Origin of the sequence: Psychroserpens luteolus (genome assembly GCF_021032705.1) — a bacterium.
In the GTDB taxonomy this organism is placed as follows: Bacteria; Bacteroidota; Bacteroidia; order Flavobacteriales; family Flavobacteriaceae; genus Psychroserpens; species Psychroserpens luteolus.
In genome coordinates, this window is the sequence record NZ_JAHVXI010000001.1 from 357,509 (window position 1) to 376,994 (window position 19,486).

Genomic DNA, 19,486 nt, shown 5'->3' on the forward strand with positions numbered 1-19,486 from the left:
TTTTATTATCTCACTCATACGTTCATATGTGTATTAAAACATCAAATGCTTCTCAATCTGGGAAGCATTTTTATTTCATGTCGTATCTTTACAACTATGACTAAAATCAAATCGATTTTCTTTTTGATGCTGTTGGCGATTATGAGTTGTTCTGCTAATGACGATTCAATAATTACTAACGAAATACCTGCCCCAGAAACCTTTAAAATATTAAGTCTGGGTGACAGCTATACTATCGGACAAAGTGTTTGTGAGACCTGTCGTTTTCCAGAGCAATTGAAAGATAGTTTAAAGTTAAGGTATACTGAGCAAGACACATTAAATCTCAATGTCATAGCACAAACGGGGTGGACAACCACTAATCTTATCAATACTATTGCTTCGGAAAATATCACTAACGATTACGATTTGGTCACACTCCTGATTGGTGTAAATAACCAATTTCAAGGTAAACCCTTTTCCCTTTATGAGACTGAATTCCCACAATTGGTTCAGACAGCTATCACAGCTGCTAGAGGTGATAAAACTAAACTCGTTGTTCTCTCAATTCCTGATTATGCTTTTACTGTGTTTGGACAAAATTTTGGAAATCCAGCAACCACGTCATCAGAAATAGACCTATATAATGCTTTTGCAGAAAATCATTGTACACAAGAAGGCATTACCTTTTTGAATATAACAGATATTACACGTCAAGGATTGGACAATCCAAGTTTAGTGGCTTCAGATGGTTTACACCCTTCAACATTGGCATACTCAATGTTCGTTGAACGACTATTGCCGTTGGCTATTGAAAAAATTGAATGAGTCCTCTCAGGTTATTTAATTTCTGCTTATTTTAGTTGAAAGTTTATCCATGTCGTCAAAAACCAGATTAGATCGCGCTTATAAAAATGCTAAGGTTGTCCACTTTGATGATACCAGTAAGTTCATTTTATTTAGCGATTGTCATAGAGGCGATAACAGCTTTGCTGATGACTTTGCTAATAATCGAAACATTTATTTTCATGCTTTAAAACATTACTACGCTGAAGGTTTTAACTATTGTGAGTTAGGCGATGGTGATGAACTTTGGGAAAACATCTCTTTCAAATCTATTTTAGATGCACATAAGAATGTGTATCTATTGATGAAATTATTTCATGAGCAAGAGCGATTGCATATGATTTGGGGAAATCATGATATGGTGTATCGTGATCCCAAGTATGTAGAAAAGCACTTATCTACTTATTTTGATCCAAAAATTGGCGAAGATGTGGAATTGTTTTGTGATATTAAATACCATGAAGCTGTGATTTTAAAACATTCTGAAACTGGACAAGAATTGTTTTTAGCCCATGGTCATCAAGCCGATTGGTGGAATTATCTCTTCTGGAAATGGAGTCGCTTTATGGTTCGCATTCTTTGGAAACCATTAAATGTTATGGGCATTGCAGACCCAACGAGTCCTGCAAAAAACTACAAAGAGCTTATTAAGGTTGAACGTCGCACTAAAAAATGGATTGCAGACAATAATAACCTTATCACAATAGTAGGACATACCCATCGCCCACGTTTTCCTGAGCCAGGAGACATCGCTTTTTTTAACGACGGAAGCTGTGTTCACCCAAGAAGTATAACTGGTATTGAAATTGAAAATGGTGAAATCTCACTTATCAAATGGCAAATTGCTACTACAGATGATGGGACGTTAAAAATTGTTAGAATTCTATTGGAAGGTCCTCGGAAATTGGCTCATTACAAGACAGATTAACTCTCGGGAGCTAATTCTACCTCTAAGCCTTCCATTTCAGGTGTAATTTGAATTTGACAACCCAAACGCGAATTATCTTTAACATAAAAAGCTTCGCTTAACATGGCTTCTTCATCATCTTGCATTTCGGGTAATTCATGTGTAGAGTTCACATAACACTGGCAGGAGGCACACATGGCCATTCCACCACAAATACCGATTGTGCCTTCGGGAGCGAGTTCATATGACCGGACAACCTCCATAAGGTTCATAGCCATATCCGTTGGTGCTAAAATCTCATGAGTTATGCCATCGCGATCAATTATTTTTATATTGACATCTTGTTCCACTATTCTATTGCTTTTACAACGGCTTTTGGTGCTTCTTTGCGCGTTCCATCAAAACCATCAATACCACTTACGGTTGTATACTTTAATACGTAGCGCTTACCAGGGTTGATAATCTTGTAAGCGGCTTGGCACATTAAGGTTGCTTCATGGAAACCACACAAGATTAACTTTAATTTTCCAGGATAAGTATTCACATCTCCAATGGCAAAAATCCCTGGAATATTGGTTTGGTAATCTAAGGCATTATTAACTACAATGGCATTTTTTTCAATTTCCAATCCCCAATTGGCAATGGGTCCTAGCTTTGGTGATAAACCAAAAAGTGGCACAAAATGATCACAGTCTATTTCAAATTCCTTCTCGATATGTTTTGCTTGTTTTACAACTATAGCTTTCACTTTTCGATCTCCAACAATTCCAATGACCTCAGCAGGAGTAATAAGGTTTATTTTTCCTTTATTTTTTAGGTCCTGAACTTTTTCTACCGAATCTAGGTGACCACGAAACTCATTACGTCTATGAATTAATGTCACCTCACTTGCAACATCACTTAAAAAGATACTCCAATCTAATGCTGAATCTCCACCTCCAGCGATAACCACCTTTTTATCTCTATAAATTTCTGGGTCTTTGATGATGTACTCTACACCCTTATCTTCAAAATCGGTAATATTATGAATTAATGGTTTACGTGGTTCAAAACTCCCAAGTCCGCCAGCAATAGCAACTACAGGTGCTTGATGTTTAGTTCCTTTATTAGTAGTTACAATAAATGTGCCGTCTTCTTGCTTATCAATAGTTTCGGCGCGCTCGCCAAGTGTGAAGCCTGGTTCAAATTGCTTGCATTGTTCTAATAATTTATCGGTTAAATCTCCAGCAAGAATTTCGGGATAGGCAGGTATATCGTAAATAGGTTTTTTAGGATATATCTCTGAACATTGACCTCCTGGTTGTGGTAGTGCATCGATTAAATGACATTTTAACTTAAGTAGACCTGCTTCAAAAACGGTGAATAAACCTGTTGGTCCAGCTCCAATAATGAGTATATCTGTTTTAATCATTTGTTTTCTTCGAAATTGTGTAGTTCTTAATCAGCTTTGTTTAGGCAAAGTTCTTATAATTTACGTCTCTTTTTTATGATATTTATCAGTGTGCGTGAAGGATTGAACGACCTGTTTGAGCTCCTCGCAGAGAGCGAGTAGTGAAAGCCTGACCCTTGCGGTCACGCCATACTAAGACTCAATATTAACGACTTGCTCTATTTGAGGTGCGTACTTCTTAATCGTCATCTCAACACCAGATTTAAGTGTCATTTGATTAACACTACATCCAACACAAGCGCCTTGTAATTGCACTTTAACCAATTTATCATTTTCTATAGACAGTAATGAAATATCACCACCATCACTTTGTAAAAAAGGACGAATTTCATCCAATGCTTTTTCTACATTAAGTCTTAATTCTTCTGTACTCATCTATTATTTCTTTACTGCTGAACATCCAGCCATGGTCGTTATTTTAATTGCTTCTGTTGGTGGTAAATTATCATTACGTCTCACCACTTCTTCTACGACATTTTGAGTTAATTTTTCAAAAGCTTGTTCTAAAGGTGTTGCCGTTTGCAATGCTGCTGGTCGACCAACATCTCCAGCTTCTCGAATACTTTGCACAAGTGGTAACTCTCCTAGAAAACGTACTTTTAAATCCTCGGCAAGGTTTTGAGCGCCTTCTTTTCCGAAAATATAATATTTGTTATCTGGAAGTTCTTCTGGTGTGAAATAAGCCATATTTTCTATAATACCTAACACAGGAACATTGATACTTTCTTGTTGAAACATTGCTACTCCTTTTTTAGCATCTGCTAAAGCAACATTTTGAGGTGTACTGACAACAACAGCTCCTGTTATTGGAAGCGATTGCATAATACTTAAATGAATGTCTCCTGTTCCTGGAGGCAAATCCAATAACATAAAGTCAAGCTCTCCCCATGCGGCATCAAAGATCATTTGATTTAATGCTTTTGCTGCCATTGGTCCTCTCCAAACTACTGCTTGATCTGGTTTTGTAAAGAATCCGATAGATAACATCTTAACACCATAATTCTCAACAGGTCTCATTTTTGACTTACCGTCTATATTAACAGCCAAAGGTCGTTCTAATTCAACATCAAACATAATAGGCATCGAAGGGCCATAAATATCGGCATCTAAAACACCAACCTTAAATCCCATTTTTGCTAAGGTAACTGCAAGGTTTGCTGTAACCGTAGACTTCCCTACTCCTCCTTTTCCAGAGGCAACAGCTATAATATTTTTAATGCCTGGAATGGCTTTTCCTTTTATCACGTTAGGCGCTGACTGGGTTGGTGCATCTACTTTTACATTAACTGTGATCTTCGCCTTTTCATATACGATATCATGAATTGTTTTCATGATTTCAACTTCGGTTTTCTTTTTGGCTTGTAAACTAGGATTGGTTATGGTGATATCTACAATAACTTCATCTGCAAAAGTAACAACATTCGTAACTGCGCCACTCTCTACCATATTCTGTCCTTCTCCAGGTGCTGAAATTGTTTCGAGTGCTTTAAGTATATCTTGTTTATTTAATTTCATAGTAACTTCTAAAAACTAAAATTCTTATTTATTAAGAATCATTCTAAAATGCAAATATACTTAATAAAGCTTGAAGATTAAAGCCTTAACATTGCTATTTCTTATGGTAGAATTTGGGTTTGTTATAGGTTGTACTATACAATTTCAAAAGCCTTTATAAAAGACGAATTACAATTCTTTAGCTGGATCCCAAAACACCTTGTCTAAATCTTGAATTTGGTTATCAATAACTGATATACCTTCACTTTCAAGAAGCTGTTGCATAAGGTTAGTTCCATCAAAATGGTGTTTTCCTGTTAGCAATCCTTTTCGGTTCACAACGCGGTGTGCTGGAACGTCCTTACCTCCAGACCCATTCATAGCGTAACCAACCATTCGCGCACTTCGTTTTGCACCTAAATAATTGGCAATGGCTCCATAACTCGTTACTCTACCATAGGGAATTAATCGTGCAACATCATAAACTTTATCAAAGAAATTAAGTGTTTCTGGTTTCATGGCTTATCTTTCTTTTTTATAAATCCATTATAATATTTATCAATGTCACTCCTGCAACAATTCCTGTAATAGCTCCGATGAGATAGTTCATATTTCTTTGTGAGGTAAATGCTTTATCCTTAATCTTATCAAAAAAGAAAATATATACATAAAGCATTACAAAAGTTCCCATAGATGCTCCAGAACAATAGGTAATAATACTTGTTGTATCAAAAGCAAACCATCCAAAAGTTGCAATGGTTATTGTCATATATGCCTGATAAGGAATTGGAAACACATTAATAGCAGAAAGAAACATCCCTTGAAAAAAACGACTATGGCTACTCTTTGTATGCTGTTCTATATCTGGCTTTGTAGACGCTTTAGCTAATAATAAAAAATATATAGTAATTAAAACGAAAATTACAAAAGCGACACGTTGTAAAATTTCAACTACATAAGGGTGATTACTAAGATAACGTGCCAACATTGCAGCGATATAGGTTTGCAAAAATACAATTAAGCACACACCAATAGAAAACGCAACACCTCTACTAGAACCTTCTTTAAGGCTTACTTTTGCTGCTGTCATATTTAGTAAACCAGGAGGGATAACTCCAACAAGTGCAATAATTAATCCTAGAAAAAAAATGACAGTAATATTCAAATCTATTTAATTTTGAACCTAATATACGTAATTGGTTTGTTTTGTTCCAGATATTGGGATTCGTAGTAGGTTTGAATACTTGTTACTTCTTCAGGGCTTCCCTCTTGTTTGTAAACATTATGGTTGGCATACAAAACCTCATGACCTTCTCCGTGAAGAAGCCCAAGTGTGTAACCATGCATAAATTCGCTATCAGTTTTTAAATTAACAACACCATCTGGTTTTAAAATGGTTTTGTAGCGTTTTAAAAACTCAGAATTGGTCATTCTATGTTTGGTACGTTTGTATTTTATTTGTGGATCGGGGAATGTAATCCAAATTTCATCGACTTCATCTTTTGCAAAGGCATAGTCTACTAATTCTATTTGTGTACGTAAAAATGCAACATTAGGTATATTTTCTTCTAAAGCTGTTTTAGCACCTCTCCAAAAGCGAGCACCTTTAATATCGATACCAATGAAATTTTTATTTGGAAATTTCTTTGCCAGTTCTACTGAATACTCTCCACGACCACAGCCTAGCTCAAGAACTAAAGGGTTGTCATTTTTAAACACAGTGGTATTCCAATGTCCTTTAAGATTATAGTTGTCGCTAACGAGTTCGTCTCGTTTAGGCTGAAACACATTGTTAAAGGTTTCATTTTCTTTAAATCGTTTGAGTTTATTTTTGCTTCCCACTTTTAAAAATTAACAATTTCTTATTTTTACTAATCACGCCGTAAAATTAAGGAAACATTTTAAGCTTTAACTTTGTTTTTAATGAATTTGAAAAAACGAATACTCATAGCGCCTTTAAATTGGGGATTAGGTCATGCAACCAGATGTATTCCTATTATTAATGCTTTAATTACTCATAACTATGAGCCTATTATTGCAAGTGACGGTAATGCACTTTCATTATTAAAGAAGGAGTTTCCTGATTTAAAAGCCATTACATTGCCTTCATATGATATTACATACCCAAAAAAAGGACAGCACTTTAAGCTTAAACTATTACAGAGTTCTCCAAAACTAATGAAAGCTATTAAAGCTGAAAAAAAAGCGACTAATACTATTATAGAAGATTATAATATAGATGGTGTTATCTCTGATAACCGTTTAGGGGTTCACAATAAAAATGTACCATGTGTGTTTATGACGCATCAACTCCAAGTATTAAGTGGAAGTACAACCTGGTTAAGCACTAAACTCCACCAAAAAATAATTCAGCGTTTTCATGAATGTTGGGTGCCAGATAATTTGGGTGATATTAATCTTAGTGGTGTTTTGGGACACACCAATATGCATGAAATGCCGATTAAATATATTGGTCCGTTAAGTCGTTTTAAAAAAGAGACATTAGATATTAAGTATGATGTTATGGTTTTACTTTCTGGACCAGAACCTCAGCGTACATTATTGGAGGATAAGCTCTTAGATGCTTTTAAACATTTTAATGGCAAGGTAATTTTTATACGAGGTATCATTGAGAATGAACAGTATATTTCTGAAGACAGCCATATGACGATCTACAACTTTATGATTTCTGATGCTCTTGGTAAAGCTATAAATGAAAGTGACCTTGTTGTATGCCGTTCAGGATATACATCGATAATGGATTTGACCAAATTAAGTAAAAAAGCCTTTTTTATACCAACTCCAGGTCAATTTGAACAAGAATATCTAGCTAAACGACTAACAGATCTTGGTTACACTGCGAGTTGCACGCAAGACGATTTTAACATCGAAAAATTAAACTCTATTTCAGAATATAAAGGTTTGAACGCCATGGATTATGAAGTGAATTATAAAAAATTATTTAGCCTTTTCGAGAGTGAATGAGAATTCACTACCAACACCAACTTCACTTTCAACATAGATTTTTTCATCATGGGCTTCGATAATATGCTTTACAATAGAAAGTCCTAAACCAGAACCGCCTTCTTTACGAGAACCACTTTTGTCTACTCTAAAAAAGCGTTCGAATAAACGAGGAATATTAATTTGAGAAATCCCTTCACCATTATCTGTAACCCTAACGATGACCTTATTTTTAATGAGGTTCTCTATACTTATTTCTGTTGTCCCTTTTTCTTTTCCGTATTTAATAGAATTCACAATAAGATTTGAAAGCACTTGTTGAATTCGGTCTTTATCAGCAGACACGAGAATAGGTTCATTATAATCAATATCGAACATCAATGATATTTTCTTTTTGGCTGCCTTCATTTCAAGAAGTTCAAATATGCCTTCTACCAATTCTACAATATCAAAAGTTTCAATATCTAGTCTTAAATCACCAACTTCTAATTTGGTAATCATGTCTAAATCTTTTACAATATATATAAGACGTTCTAGCCCTTTGCTTGCTCTATTCAAATATTTTTCGCTAACATTTTTATCATCAATAGCGCCATCTAATAAAGTGAGTAAATAGCCTTGAACCGTAAATAATGGTGTTTTTAATTCGTGCGAAACATTACCTAAAAATTCTTTGCGGTACTCCTCCCTAACTTTAAGTGTTTCAATTTCTAATTTTTTATCTCGAGCGTACTTATCAATTTCTTCGGTAAGTGTCGCCATATCTGTAGTTATAGGTTGCTTACGTAAAGATGTTGACTCTAAAAGTGTTAGATCATCATAGATTTTTTTGACACGTCTATAAATAAAGCGCTCAACTCTATATTGAATCACAATAAAGGACAAAACATAAGTAAATACTGCAAAAGATATTAAGTAGAGTATATCAATAGAGTGCAACAAATACAAAAAAACACTCGATAAGAGCGTCAAAAAAAATGTAATATACAAGGACGTTTTAAAGGCAAACTTGTACGTTTTTTTTAATTTGTTCTGCATTAGTCTACAAACTTATACCCAACACCTTTTATAGTTTTAAACTTTTCATCACCAATTTTTTCTCGTAGTTTTCTAATATGTACATCAATGGTACGACCACCAACTACGACCTCATTTCCCCATACTTTGTCAAGTATTTCTTCTCGTTTAAAAACTTTGTTAGGTTTTGTTGCCAACAAAGATAATAATTCAAACTCTTTTCTTGGTAAGACTAATTCTTCACCTTTTATAGTGATTTTATATTCTTCTCTATTGATGGTGAGGTCTCCAATTTTTAAGACGTCCTCAACTTTTTCTTCATTTTTAAGGCGTCTTAACAGTGCTTTTACTTTGCTCACTAAAACTTTAGGTTTGATAGGTTTAGTGATATAGTCATCTGCGCCAGCATCAAAACCAGCCATTTGAGAATAATCTTCACCTCGAGCCGTTAGAAATGTGATAATTGTTTCACTCAACTCCGGGATTTTTCTAATCTGCTCACAAGCTTCAATACCATCCATTTCTGGCATCATTACATCAAGAATGATTAATTGTGGTTTTTCTTTTTTTGCTTTTTTTACAGCTTGAACGCCATTTTCAGCTGTAATAATTTGATAGCCTTGAGACGATAAATTATAACCAACAATTTCTAAAATATCTGGTTCATCATCAACTAACAAGATTTTAATATCTCTTTTTTTCATTGTTATAGTGAAAACTTTGTGATGTAAATATACTACTAATAACAAAAAATTATACTAAACCATAAATTGATAACATTAAGTTAACCTTGCTAAATAAACCTAGCATTTCTATGCATTAAACTAAAATGATCAAGCAATAGTGCATTACATTTGAAATTTAAATAACATCCTACTCCAAAAATTTAACGATTATATTATTTGACTGCATTTTAGTTACTTAAATAAAACGTTATTCAATTGTTAAATGGTCATATAGCTTGTCAATTATTCGTTTAAACTGCAAATTCTGCTTATATTTGTTTGCTATTTTTTCAAATACTTAACTTTTTAACAAACAAAATAATTATGAAAAAACTTTACTTTTTATGTTTAACACTATTAATAACCTCGTTATCTTTTGGGCAGGACTTGGTAATTACTGGAATTATTGACGGCCCATTGCCTGGTGGTTTTCCTAAAGGAATTGAATTATATGTAGTTAATGATATTGCAGATTTAAGTGTTTACGGACTAGAAAGAGCTGGAAATGGTGGAGCATCAACTGGCACTCAATCTTACACATTCCCTGCTGATAGTTATACAGCTGGAGATTTTATTTATATCTCTCCTGAAACACCTTCTTTTAATCAATATCTTGGAATTAACCCAACTTATGAGGTTACAGGTGGTGAACTTAATAATAATGGTGATGATGTAGTTCTATTATATGCTAATGGATCTGTTAGTGACGCTATTGGTGTTGCTGGAGTTGATGGTACAGGTGAACCATGGGAATATCTTGATGGTTGGGCTTATAGAGTAGACGGATTTGGACCTAATGCAACATTTGATGTTGCAGAATGGACATTTAGTGGACCTAACGCTTTAGATGGTTGTGACCTAGCAGACGACTCAGGTACTAATGCAGGTTGTGCTTCGGTATTTCCTTTAGGAACTTACTCTCCAATGGTAAATACAAATCCAACCGTTACGATTACATCTCCTACAGATTTTGAAGTACTTCCTTCTGGAACTACTACGGTTGATGTGGTTTTTACAATTGCAAATGCTCCAGGCGCAACAGTAGATATTACTGTTATTAAAAATGGAGGAACGCCTGCAGTAACAAATAATGCAACTAGTCCATTTCAAATCGTTGGTGCTGCTGATGGTGATACTTACGAAGTTACAGCAGAGTTAGTAGATGGTAGTGTTTTAGATTTCGAAACTATCGATTTTAGCATTGCTTACCCATGTGATTTACAAGTTGGAACAATTACTGAGACTTGTGATGCAATTAATCCTGGACCAGGAGACACATACAATGTCACAATAGATTATACAGGCGGAGGAACATCAACTTATACTATTGACACTGGAGGAGTTGGAACCGTTGCTGGTGATAATCCTAATAGTGTTGCTGCAGGTACAATTACAATTGTTGGCGTTGCTGAAGGTACTGATTTTATAGTGACGTTTACAGGTGACGCTGCAAATAGCAGTTGTGATTTTACTAGAAACGTCAATAGCCCTAATTGCGATCCTCAATTAGTATTACCAATTACTGAGAATTTTGATTATGCTGACGGAAGTTTAGTTGGGAATAGTGATTGGGCAAGCCATGGTGGAAACGCAGGTGATTTATTAGTTGTTTCTGGTCAAGCAGTAGTTCAACACGGAACACCAAGTGAAGATGCTAACTTACCTTTTACTTCAGTTTCTGGAGACCTTTATTATGCATTTGATATGATTGTTCCAGATCTTGGAGCTCCTTATAGTGGAACAGATTTCGAATATTTTGCTCACTTTAAAAATGATGCTTTTGGTTTTAAGGCACAACTAGATATTGTTGTTCCTACAGGTGCAGGAGATTATACTCTTGGTATTTCTAGTGATGCTAATACTGCAGATGCAACTTGGGCTACAGATTTATTATATGATACTACATATCGTGTAACTGTAAGGTATAACCAAGATACAAACATCGCTGAGCTTTGGGTTGATGCAACTTCAGAAAGTGATCCATCTATTTTAGGTGCTGACGAAGCAGATCCAGGTGATACTGTTGCTTCTTTTGCTTTTAGACAATCTGATTCTGCTCAAAACGAATCGATTTTAGTAGATAATTTAAGAATCGCACAAACATTTGATCAAACCACTTTATCTAATGAAGAGTTTGCTGTAAATAACTTTAAAGTATACCCTAACCCAACATCAACCGGGTTTGTGAATATTATAAGTAACAATAGTGATGCTATTTCTGTTGCTGTTTATGATATACTAGGGAAGCAAGTGATTAACACAGCTTTAAATAATGATCGTTTAGATGTATCTGCATTAAATGCAGGAGTTTACATTTTAAAGATTTCTCAAAATAATGCTTCGGTAACTAAAAAGTTAGTGATCAAGTAATTCGTTATAATAAATAACTATAAAAGCGTCTCAGTAATTTTGAGGCGCTTTTTTTATTTTTGCACTAATGATAAACACAAACGCTATTTTTTCTATTTCTTCGGAAAAAGAATTCTCTACATTGGCATTAGATATTTTTAAATTTCAGTTTGAAAATAATCCTGTGTATCGTTCGTTTTGTGATTTATTATACACGCATCCAAGTGATGTAAAACAGATTGAAGACATCCCGTTTTTACCAATTCAGTTTTTTAAAAGTCATCACATATTAAGTTCTAAAGCTCAAATTCAAGATACATTTTCTAGCAGTGGAACTACGGGCTCTACAACCAGTAAACACTATGTAACTGATTTATCAATTTATGAGCAAAGCTTTCGTAAGGGATTTGAGGAATTCTACGGCGCTATTAAAGATTATGTTATTCTAGCCTTACTACCTAATTATTTAGAACGCAAAGGGTCGTCATTGATCTATATGGTCAACGATATGATACAACACTCTAATCACCCTGAAAGCGGATTCTATCTTAATAATATTAATGACCTTAAACAGCAATTAATCACTTTAGATACTCAAGGAAAGAAGATATTACTTATTGGTGTTTCCTTTGCCTTATTGGATCTAGTAGAACAATACCAGTTTAAGTTAAAAAACACCATCGTTATGGAAACTGGAGGTATGAAAGGCCGTCGTAAAGAATTAGTTCGTGACGAATTACATGCGTATTTAAAATCTGGTTTTGGAGTGTCCAAAATTCATAGCGAATATGGCATGACAGAACTTTTAAGTCAGGCCTATTCATTAGGTGATGGTCGTTTTAAATGCCCAAACTGGATGCGAGTTTTAACCAGAGATCCCGAAGATGCTCTAACACTTCAAAATATAAACAAAACAGGTGGTATTAATGTCATTGACTTAGCAAATATCAATTCGTGTTCGTTTATAGCCACACAAGATTTAGGTCGTACTTATAAAGATCATAGTTTTGAAATTATTGGTCGCTTTGATTCTAGTGATATTAGAGGCTGCAATTTGATGGTCTTGTAAAGTTTGTAGTTTTCTGCCGACTACAAGCAAATGAAAACAAAATTATTTAGTGTTATCTTTTTCTTCGGAATGATAACCACATTCGCACAATCTGTAGATTACAATACAAAAAAAGACTATGTAGCCAAAGGTTATGATGTTGTCGCTTATTTTGCTAACCAAGCCATTGAAGGTGACAAAGCATATACAACCACTTATGATGATGTAAAATTTAAGTTTTCTTCAGAAAAAAACCTGAATACATTTAAAAACAATCCAGAAAAATATGTTCCGCAATATGGTGGTTACTGTGCTTACGCTATAGCTGTTAGTGGCAAGAAGGTAGATATTAACCCAAAGACATTCGAAATTAGAGACGGTAAGCTGTATTTATTCTATAATGCTTGGGGAAATAACACATTAAATTCATGGAAAAAAAATAATGTGAAAGGTTTACAAATAAAAGCCGACAAAAATTGGGAAGCTATGAATTTAGACTAGTAGTTTAGAGTTCTATGAAAAAGAAGGATTAGCTTCTAATAATAGTTGATTGGTTAATGTTAAACGTCCCGTTGATTGCGGGACGTTTTTCTATTTATACAACTTTTATAACGTAAGTGTTTCGTCTTCCTTTATTAAGAATGATATAAGTATCATTAATGAGATCGTCTTCAGATAACTGATAATCTTCTTTTACCTTTTCTTTATTTACTGATACAGCATTTTCTTTTAAAGCACGACGTGCTTCACTATTAGACCCTAGGAAATTGGTCTTAGCAGCTAAAGCACCAATCATATCTAGTTGAGAAAGTTCATCTTTAGAAATTTCAGCTTGAGGCACACCTTCAAATACATCTAAAAAGGTTTTCTCATCTAAGGTTTTAATATCGGCTTTAAAGGTTTTACTAAATAAAATATTAGATGCTTTTTCAGCATTTTCAAAATCTGCTTTAGAATGAACCATTGTTGTTATCTCTTCAGCTAAACGCTTTTGTAAACCACGTTGATGAGGAGCCTCTTGGTGCATCTTAACGATATCCTCTATTTCTTCTTGAGTTAAAAACGTAAAGATTTTGATATACTTTTTAGCATCTTCATCGCTAGAATTCAACCAGTATTGATAAAATTTATATGGAGAGGTTCTATTAGCATCTAGCCATACATTTCCACCTTCAGACTTTCCAAATTTAGATCCATCACTCTTGGTTATTAACGGACAAGTAATCGCAAAGCCTTTTCCTTGAGCAATACGTCTTATCAATTCTGTTCCTGTAGTAATATTTCCCCATTGATCGCTTCCTCCCATTTGGATTGTACAATCATTAGCTCTGTATAAATGTAAAAAATCATATCCTTGAACCAACTGATATGTAAACTCTGTAAAAGACATCCCGTCACTAGATTCTGAAGAAATTCTATTTTTCACAGAGTCTTTAGCCATCATATAATTTACGGTAATGTGTTTTCCTACATCACGAATGAATTCTAAAAAAGAAAATTCTTTCATCCAATCGTAATTATTGACCAGTTCAGCAGCATTTGCAGTATCACTTTCAAAATCTAAGAAATGTGCTAACTGATTTTTAATTGCTTCTTGGTTGTGACGCAATGTTTTTTCGTCTAATAAATTACGCTCACTCGATTTACCAGAAGGATCACCAATCATTCCTGTGGCGCCTCCAACTAAAGCAAATGGTTTATGACCACAGCGTTGATAATGTGCCAATAACATGATAGGTACTAAATTTCCAATATGTAAAGAATCTGCTGTTGGATCAAAACCAATATAGGCAGATCGCATCGCTTCCATTAAATGTTCTTCGGCTCCAGGCATGGTTTGATGAACCATTCCTCTCCATTGCAATTCTTCTACAAAATTCTTTATCATAATAAGTGTATTAGTAATCTTCCGCAAAGATAGATTTATACCTCTAATCACAAAAAGACAATCGAAAAAAAGCGTAATTTTATGCTATGATTTTAGTCACAGGCGGCACAGGTTTGGTTGGTTCTCACTTATTATTCAAATTGGTGAGTGATAATCAATTGGTAAGAGCCACATATAGAAGAGCTCATAAGTTAGACGCTGTAAAGAGCGTATTTGCTTATTATACAGATGATGTAGATACTCTTTATAATAAAATTGAATGGGTTGAAGCTAATATCAATGATATTCCTGCTTTAGAAATTGCTTTTTATGGTATTACACATGTCTACCATTGCGCTGCATTTATAAGTTTTGAGCCAAACCGATACAAAGACCTTCGAAAAACAAACATCAAAGGCACTGCCAATATAGTCAACCTGTGTATTTCAAATTCAATACAAAAATTGTGTTATGTGAGTTCTATCGCTGCGATTGGACAAGAACAAGATGCTGAAACATTGATTAACGAAACTACAGAATGGAACCCAGAAAACGATAATAGTGTTTACGCCATAACCAAGTATGGTGCCGAAATGGAAGTCTGGCGAGGTACTCAAGAAGGCGTCAATGCAGTGATTGTTAATCCAGGTATTATTTTAGGACCAGGCTTTTGGAAAGGTGGTGGCAGTGGCAGCTTATTTAGGCAAATTTACAAAGGGCTAAACTATCATGCTCAAGGAACTTCAGCATATGTAGATGTTTGGGATACGGTTTCTGTTATGATACAATTAATGAATGGTTCTACTAAAAATGAGCGCTTTATTGTGATTTCAGAAAATGTATCATTCAAAACCTTTGGGCATAAAGTTGCTAAACAATTAAGTGCAAAGCCATCAACCAAGGAAGCCACACCTTTTTTACTATCTGTAGTTTGGCGTTTGGATTGGGTCAATCATAAATTGTTTGGTAAACGTAGAAAATTATCAAAACAATTGGCAAAATCTATTTCAGAGAAAACGATTTATGACAATTCTAAGGTGAGGACTGAACTCAACTTTAAGTTTCAACCTATTGATGAATCAATAGCAAAGGTTTCTCAATATTATCTAGATGATCTAAAATAAATCTTATTTATCTGTCAAATGTTAATCGCTTGGCCGCTTTTACATCTAAGACTTTAAAATTATTATAGACTAAAGTTCCATTTAATAAGGTATGTGTTACTCGAGATTTAAAAGTAGTTCCTTCAAAAGGTGACCATCCGCAATGATATAGAATATTCTCTTTTTTAACAGTCCATGGATTATTAATATCTACAATAACTAAATCGGCATAATACCCTTCTCTAATATAACCTCGTTTTTCAACTTGAAACAATATAGATGGATTATGTGCCATTTTTTGAGCGATCTTAGGTAAAGAGATTTTATCCTTATGATACATTTCTATCATTGCCACCAAAGCATGTTGAACTAATGGTCCTCCAGATGGTGCTTTTGTATACACATTACTTTTCTCTTCAAGGGTATGTGGAGCATGATCTGTGGCAATTACATCAATTCTATCATCTAAAAGTGCCTTCCAAAGCTGGTCTCTATCCTTAGCTGTTTTCACTGCAGGATTCCATTTAATATGCGTGCCTTTTTGTTTATAATCTTCATCGCTAAACCAAAGATGATGGATACACACCTCGGCAGTAATCTTTTTATCTTTTAACGGAATTTTATTACTGAATAATTTGGTTTCCTTTCCAGTTGATAAATGAAATACATGCAATCTAGCTCCAGTTTTTTTGGCCAATTCAATCGCTTTAGAAGATGATAGATAGCAAGCCTCTTCACTTCTAATGATTGGATGTTTTTCAATAGGAATATCGTCACCATATTCATCAATATGCGCTTCCATATTTTTCTTAATAGTAGCTTCATCTTCACAATGCACAGAAATCACCATATCAGTGCTACTAAAGATTTTCTCAATTACTTTTGGATCATCAACTAGCATGTTTCCTGTTGAAGACCCTAGAAACAGTTTTAATCCAGCAACAGTTTTAGGATCGACTTTAAGGATTTCATCCAAATTATCATTGGTACCTCCAAACATAAATGAATAGTTTGCATATGATGTATTTGAAGCGACTTCAAATTTTTCCTCAAGTTTGTCTACTGTTGTGGTTTGAGGATTTGTATTGGGCATTTCAATGAAAGAGGTAATACCTCCTGCAATGGCTGCTTTAGATTCTGAGGCAATATTTCCTTTATGAGTGAGGCCAGGTTCTCTAAAATGAACTTGATCATCTATAACTCCAGGAAACACATAATTGCCTTCAGCATCAATTACAACAACATCGGCCGATTTTGCACTTATCGTCTCAGAAATTTCTTTGATAAATTCGCCTTCAATTAAAATATCGCCTTCAATGATTCTATTATCATTTACGATTTTAGCATTTTTAATGAGTATGGTTTTTTCTTGCATCTTATTTAGCAAATAAACTTTTAAACTTCATATTAATAACTCCAAAAATAGCTTCAGAAATAATACTTCCACTCATTTTAGATTTTCCTTTTGTTCGATCTGTGAATACAATCGGAACCTCAACGATATTAAACTTTTTAAGATAAGCTTTAAACTTCATTTCAATTTGAAAGGCATAACCAACAAATTTAATTTTATCCAAGTTGATGGTTTCTAGTACATGTCGTTTATAGCAAATAAAACCAGCTGTGGTATCATCTATACGCATCCTAGTGATAAATTTGACATATTTAGAAGCGAAATATGACATGAGCAATCGTTTCATATCCCAGTCGACTACATTCACTCTATTATCGATGTAGCGCGAGCCAATGGCCATATCTGCATCTTCAACTGCACATGCATTATAAAGATGAATAAGATCATTGGGATTATGTGAAAAATCGGCATCCATTTCAAATATGTACTCATAATGTTTTAGCAAACACCATTTAAATCCAGCAATGTAAGCTGTACCGAGTCCTGTTTTATTAGCCCTTGACAACAAGTGAAGTCGATTAGGGAATTCATTTTGCAACGCTCCAACTTTTGCACCTGTACCATCTGGAGAATTATCATCTACAACTAAAATATCAAAAGCCTTATCTTGAGCAAAAACAGCCCTTATGATCGCTTCAATGTTTTCTATTTCATTATAGGTTGGTATGATGACAATAGCATCTTGCATCGGGAGTTATAATAGTTTTTAATGTTAGTCAACGACAAAAGTAAGTGTTTTATGATTTAAAAATAAGGCTTAAAATCATAAACATTGTTAATCTTACCTTATTGATTTGAAGTTGCAGAATATAAGACACCTATTCATCAAATATTCTTCATAGTTTTGTAGTATGCTCAGAGATGTAATTTACAACGATTGGTTTACAGTTTTTCTAATTCTTGGCCTCGTCTTTATTACCTTATCCAAATATGTTTTTGCACATAGGTTTAAAGATTTTTTGGCAGTTATTGGCAACTCTAAGTATTTAAAGATCTATGCTAGAGATCAAAAATTTATTGATGGGTTTGATGCACTTCTTTTTTTCAATGGCATTATTTCTGTTTCTATTTTTGCATTCATCTGTTATTCTACCTTAGTCAATCCTTCAGAATTTGACCTTAATCTCTTTTTCAAGCTATTATTTGGTGTTGGTGTTTTGTTTCTAATTAAGATCCTCTTGGAACGATTAATTGGCAGCCTTTTTGAGATTGATGGGCTTATAGATTCATATTTATTTCAAAAAACAACATTTAAAAACTATACTGGTTTTGTCTTATTTCCTATTAATTGCATTTTGATTTACACTTTAAATCCCTCAAAAACAATAATTTATATAATTATCTGCATTATGGTCTTAATTAATTTGATAGGATTTATTTCTTCCTTAAAGAATCATCAAAAGTTACTTTTAAATAACATATTCTATTTTATTTTGTATCTTTGCGCACTTGAAATTGGACCCTATCTAATTTTATATAAGTTAATTAAAGATTTCAACGCTTAAAAACACTTTAAGGAATATGACGAAAGTGAAAACGATTTTAGTATCTCAGCCAGAACCTAAGATAGAAAATTCGCCTTACTTTGATCTTCAAGAAAAGCAAAAGGTAAAAATAGATTTCAGACCATTTATACACGTAGAAGGTGTAGAAGCCAAAGAGATTAGGCAGCAAAAAGTGGATCTTTCTAATTACACTGCTATTATACTAACTAGTAGAAACTCGGTAGATCACTTTTTTAGAGTTGCAGATGAAATGCGATTTAAAGTTCCAGATACGATGAAATATTTTTGTCAATCTGAAGCTGTTGCTTATTACCTTCAGAAATATGTGGTGTATAGAAAACGTAAGATATATGTAGGCAAACGCACATTTAAAGATTTATCGCCATTAATCAAGAAATATAAAGAAGAGAGTTTCTTACTTCCAACAACTGATAAGTTAAAACCTGAAGTTCCAGAAATTTTGGACAACTTAAATGTGAAGTGGAAACAATCGGTTTTTTATAAAACGGTTATCAGTGACTTATCAGATTTGGCAAATGTATACTATGATATTTTAGTGTTTTTCAGTCCTTCTGGTATTGAATCTTTGTTTCATAATTTTCCAGAATTTAAGCAAAATGATACACGTATTGCTGTTTTTGGAAATACGACAATTAAAGCAGTAGAATCACATGGTTTAAGAGTAGATATTGCAGCTCCAACACCTGAGACACCGTCAATGACTATGGCTTTAGAGAAATATATAGATAAAGTTAATAAAGGAAAATAATTCTTTTAGATATAATAACGTACAAAAAAGCGTCCCGATAAATTATCGG

21 protein-coding genes are annotated in these 19,486 nt (G+C 34.0%); 9 read left to right on the top strand and 12 right to left on the bottom strand.

What is annotated here, in order from left to right:
* Positions 1-96 precede the first annotated feature (96 nt).
* Complete coding sequence (locus KWG70_RS01530; protein WP_230934225.1) at positions 97-807, top strand: SGNH/GDSL hydrolase family protein; 711 nt, start codon at positions 97-99, stop codon at positions 805-807.
* Between the two features lie 49 nt (positions 808-856).
* Entirely contained in the window at positions 857-1,753 is an 897-nt protein-coding gene (locus KWG70_RS01535; RefSeq protein WP_230934226.1) for a metallophosphoesterase family protein, read from the top strand.
* Here KWG70_RS01535 and KWG70_RS01540 read toward each other — a convergent pair.
* The 7 genes from KWG70_RS01540 to trmB all read right to left on the bottom strand — a co-directional run bounded on the left by KWG70_RS01540 (position 1,750) and on the right by trmB (position 6,518).
* A complete protein-coding gene (locus KWG70_RS01540) occupies positions 1,750-2,082 on the bottom strand; it encodes a 2Fe-2S iron-sulfur cluster-binding family protein (protein WP_230934227.1) in 333 nt (110 codons plus the stop codon). The genes KWG70_RS01535 and KWG70_RS01540 overlap by 4 nt on opposite strands.
* The gene (locus KWG70_RS01545; RefSeq protein WP_230934228.1) at positions 2,082-3,143 is read right to left on the bottom strand and encodes an NAD(P)/FAD-dependent oxidoreductase; all 1,062 of its coding nucleotides are present in this window, start codon (positions 3,141-3,143) and stop codon (positions 2,082-2,084) included. Before KWG70_RS01545 ends, KWG70_RS01540 begins: the two co-directional genes overlap by 1 nt.
* Positions 3,144-3,314: 171 nt before the next feature.
* The gene (locus tag KWG70_RS01550; RefSeq protein ID WP_230934229.1) at positions 3,315-3,557 is read right to left on the bottom strand and encodes a NifU family protein; all 243 of its coding nucleotides are present in this window, start codon (positions 3,555-3,557) and stop codon (positions 3,315-3,317) included.
* 3 nt (positions 3,558-3,560) lie between these two features.
* Positions 3,561-4,697 (bottom strand): Mrp/NBP35 family ATP-binding protein, encoded by a 1,137-nt coding sequence (locus tag KWG70_RS01555; protein ID WP_230934230.1) that lies wholly within the window; start codon positions 4,695-4,697, stop codon positions 3,561-3,563.
* 168 nt (positions 4,698-4,865) lie between these two features.
* Positions 4,866-5,195, bottom strand: a complete 330-nt coding sequence (locus KWG70_RS01560; RefSeq protein ID WP_230934231.1) for an MGMT family protein — start codon at positions 5,193-5,195, stop codon at positions 4,866-4,868.
* 16 nt (positions 5,196-5,211) lie between these two features.
* Positions 5,212-5,841 carry a LysE family transporter gene (locus KWG70_RS01565; protein WP_230934232.1) on the bottom strand — a complete coding sequence of 210 codons (630 nt, stop codon included), beginning with the start codon at positions 5,839-5,841 and terminating at the stop codon, positions 5,212-5,214.
* Positions 5,842-5,843: 2 nt separating this feature from the next.
* Positions 5,844-6,518, bottom strand: a complete 675-nt coding sequence (trmB, locus tag KWG70_RS01570) for a tRNA (guanosine(46)-N7)-methyltransferase TrmB (protein ID WP_230934233.1) — start codon at positions 6,516-6,518, stop codon at positions 5,844-5,846.
* An 81-nt stretch (positions 6,519-6,599) separates the two neighbouring features.
* Between trmB and KWG70_RS01575 the strand changes: the two genes are divergently transcribed.
* Positions 6,600-7,661: a glycosyltransferase gene (locus tag KWG70_RS01575; protein ID WP_230934234.1), complete on the top strand. Its 1,062-nt coding sequence runs from the start codon at positions 6,600-6,602 to the stop codon at positions 7,659-7,661.
* Here the strand turns inward: KWG70_RS01575 and KWG70_RS01580 are convergent.
* Both KWG70_RS01580 and KWG70_RS01585 read right to left on the bottom strand, forming a co-directional pair.
* Positions 7,635-8,678: a sensor histidine kinase gene (locus tag KWG70_RS01580; RefSeq protein ID WP_230934235.1), complete on the bottom strand. Its 1,044-nt coding sequence runs from the start codon at positions 8,676-8,678 to the stop codon at positions 7,635-7,637. The two genes, KWG70_RS01575 and KWG70_RS01580, sit on opposite strands and share 27 nt — an antisense overlap.
* Complete coding sequence (locus tag KWG70_RS01585) at positions 8,678-9,361, bottom strand: response regulator transcription factor (RefSeq protein WP_230934236.1); 684 nt, start codon at positions 9,359-9,361, stop codon at positions 8,678-8,680. The genes KWG70_RS01580 and KWG70_RS01585 overlap by 1 nt, the downstream gene beginning before the upstream one ends.
* A 345-nt stretch (positions 9,362-9,706) precedes the next feature.
* Between KWG70_RS01585 and KWG70_RS01590 the strand changes: the two genes are divergently transcribed.
* The 3 genes from KWG70_RS01590 to KWG70_RS01600 all read left to right on the top strand — a co-directional run bounded on the left by KWG70_RS01590 (position 9,707) and on the right by KWG70_RS01600 (position 13,280).
* A complete protein-coding gene (locus KWG70_RS01590) occupies positions 9,707-11,752 on the top strand; it encodes a T9SS type A sorting domain-containing protein (RefSeq protein ID WP_230934237.1) in 2,046 nt (681 codons plus the stop codon).
* A 67-nt stretch (positions 11,753-11,819) separates the two neighbouring features.
* Entirely contained in the window at positions 11,820-12,800 is a 981-nt protein-coding gene (locus KWG70_RS01595) for a LuxE/PaaK family acyltransferase (RefSeq protein WP_230934238.1), read from the top strand.
* A 30-nt stretch (positions 12,801-12,830) separates the two neighbouring features.
* The gene (locus tag KWG70_RS01600; protein WP_230934239.1) at positions 12,831-13,280 is read left to right on the top strand and encodes a YHS domain-containing (seleno)protein; all 450 of its coding nucleotides are present in this window, start codon (positions 12,831-12,833) and stop codon (positions 13,278-13,280) included.
* A 94-nt stretch (positions 13,281-13,374) separates the two neighbouring features.
* Here KWG70_RS01600 and tyrS read toward each other — a convergent pair whose 3' ends face one another.
* Positions 13,375-14,667 carry a tyrosine--tRNA ligase gene (gene tyrS / locus KWG70_RS01605; RefSeq protein WP_230934240.1) on the bottom strand — a complete coding sequence of 431 codons (1,293 nt, stop codon included), beginning with the start codon at positions 14,665-14,667 and terminating at the stop codon, positions 13,375-13,377.
* A gap of 86 nt (positions 14,668-14,753) precedes the next feature.
* Here tyrS and KWG70_RS01610 point away from each other — a divergent pair, with 86 nt between their 5' ends.
* The gene (locus tag KWG70_RS01610) at positions 14,754-15,770 is read left to right on the top strand and encodes an NAD-dependent epimerase/dehydratase family protein (protein ID WP_230934241.1); all 1,017 of its coding nucleotides are present in this window, start codon (positions 14,754-14,756) and stop codon (positions 15,768-15,770) included.
* Between the two features lie 7 nt (positions 15,771-15,777).
* Here the strand turns inward: KWG70_RS01610 and KWG70_RS01615 are convergent, their stop codons facing one another.
* Together KWG70_RS01615 and KWG70_RS01620 are read right to left on the bottom strand one after the other, a co-directional pair.
* On the bottom strand, positions 15,778-17,124 hold the full coding sequence (locus KWG70_RS01615) for a dihydroorotase (protein WP_230934242.1): 1,347 nt from the start codon (positions 17,122-17,124) through the stop codon (positions 15,778-15,780).
* Between the two features lies 1 nt (position 17,125).
* Entirely contained in the window at positions 17,126-17,851 is a 726-nt protein-coding gene (locus tag KWG70_RS01620) for a polyprenol monophosphomannose synthase (protein ID WP_230934243.1), read from the bottom strand.
* Positions 17,852-18,014: 163 nt separating this feature from the next.
* Between KWG70_RS01620 and KWG70_RS01625 the strand changes: the two genes are divergently transcribed.
* Both KWG70_RS01625 and KWG70_RS01630 read left to right on the top strand, forming a co-directional pair.
* Positions 18,015-18,668 carry a DUF4271 domain-containing protein gene (locus tag KWG70_RS01625; protein ID WP_230934244.1) on the top strand — a complete coding sequence of 218 codons (654 nt, stop codon included), beginning with the start codon at positions 18,015-18,017 and terminating at the stop codon, positions 18,666-18,668.
* 16 nt (positions 18,669-18,684) lie between these two features.
* Positions 18,685-19,437, top strand: a complete 753-nt coding sequence (locus KWG70_RS01630; RefSeq protein WP_230934245.1) for a uroporphyrinogen-III synthase — start codon at positions 18,685-18,687, stop codon at positions 19,435-19,437.
* Positions 19,438-19,486: the final 49 nt, after the last annotated feature.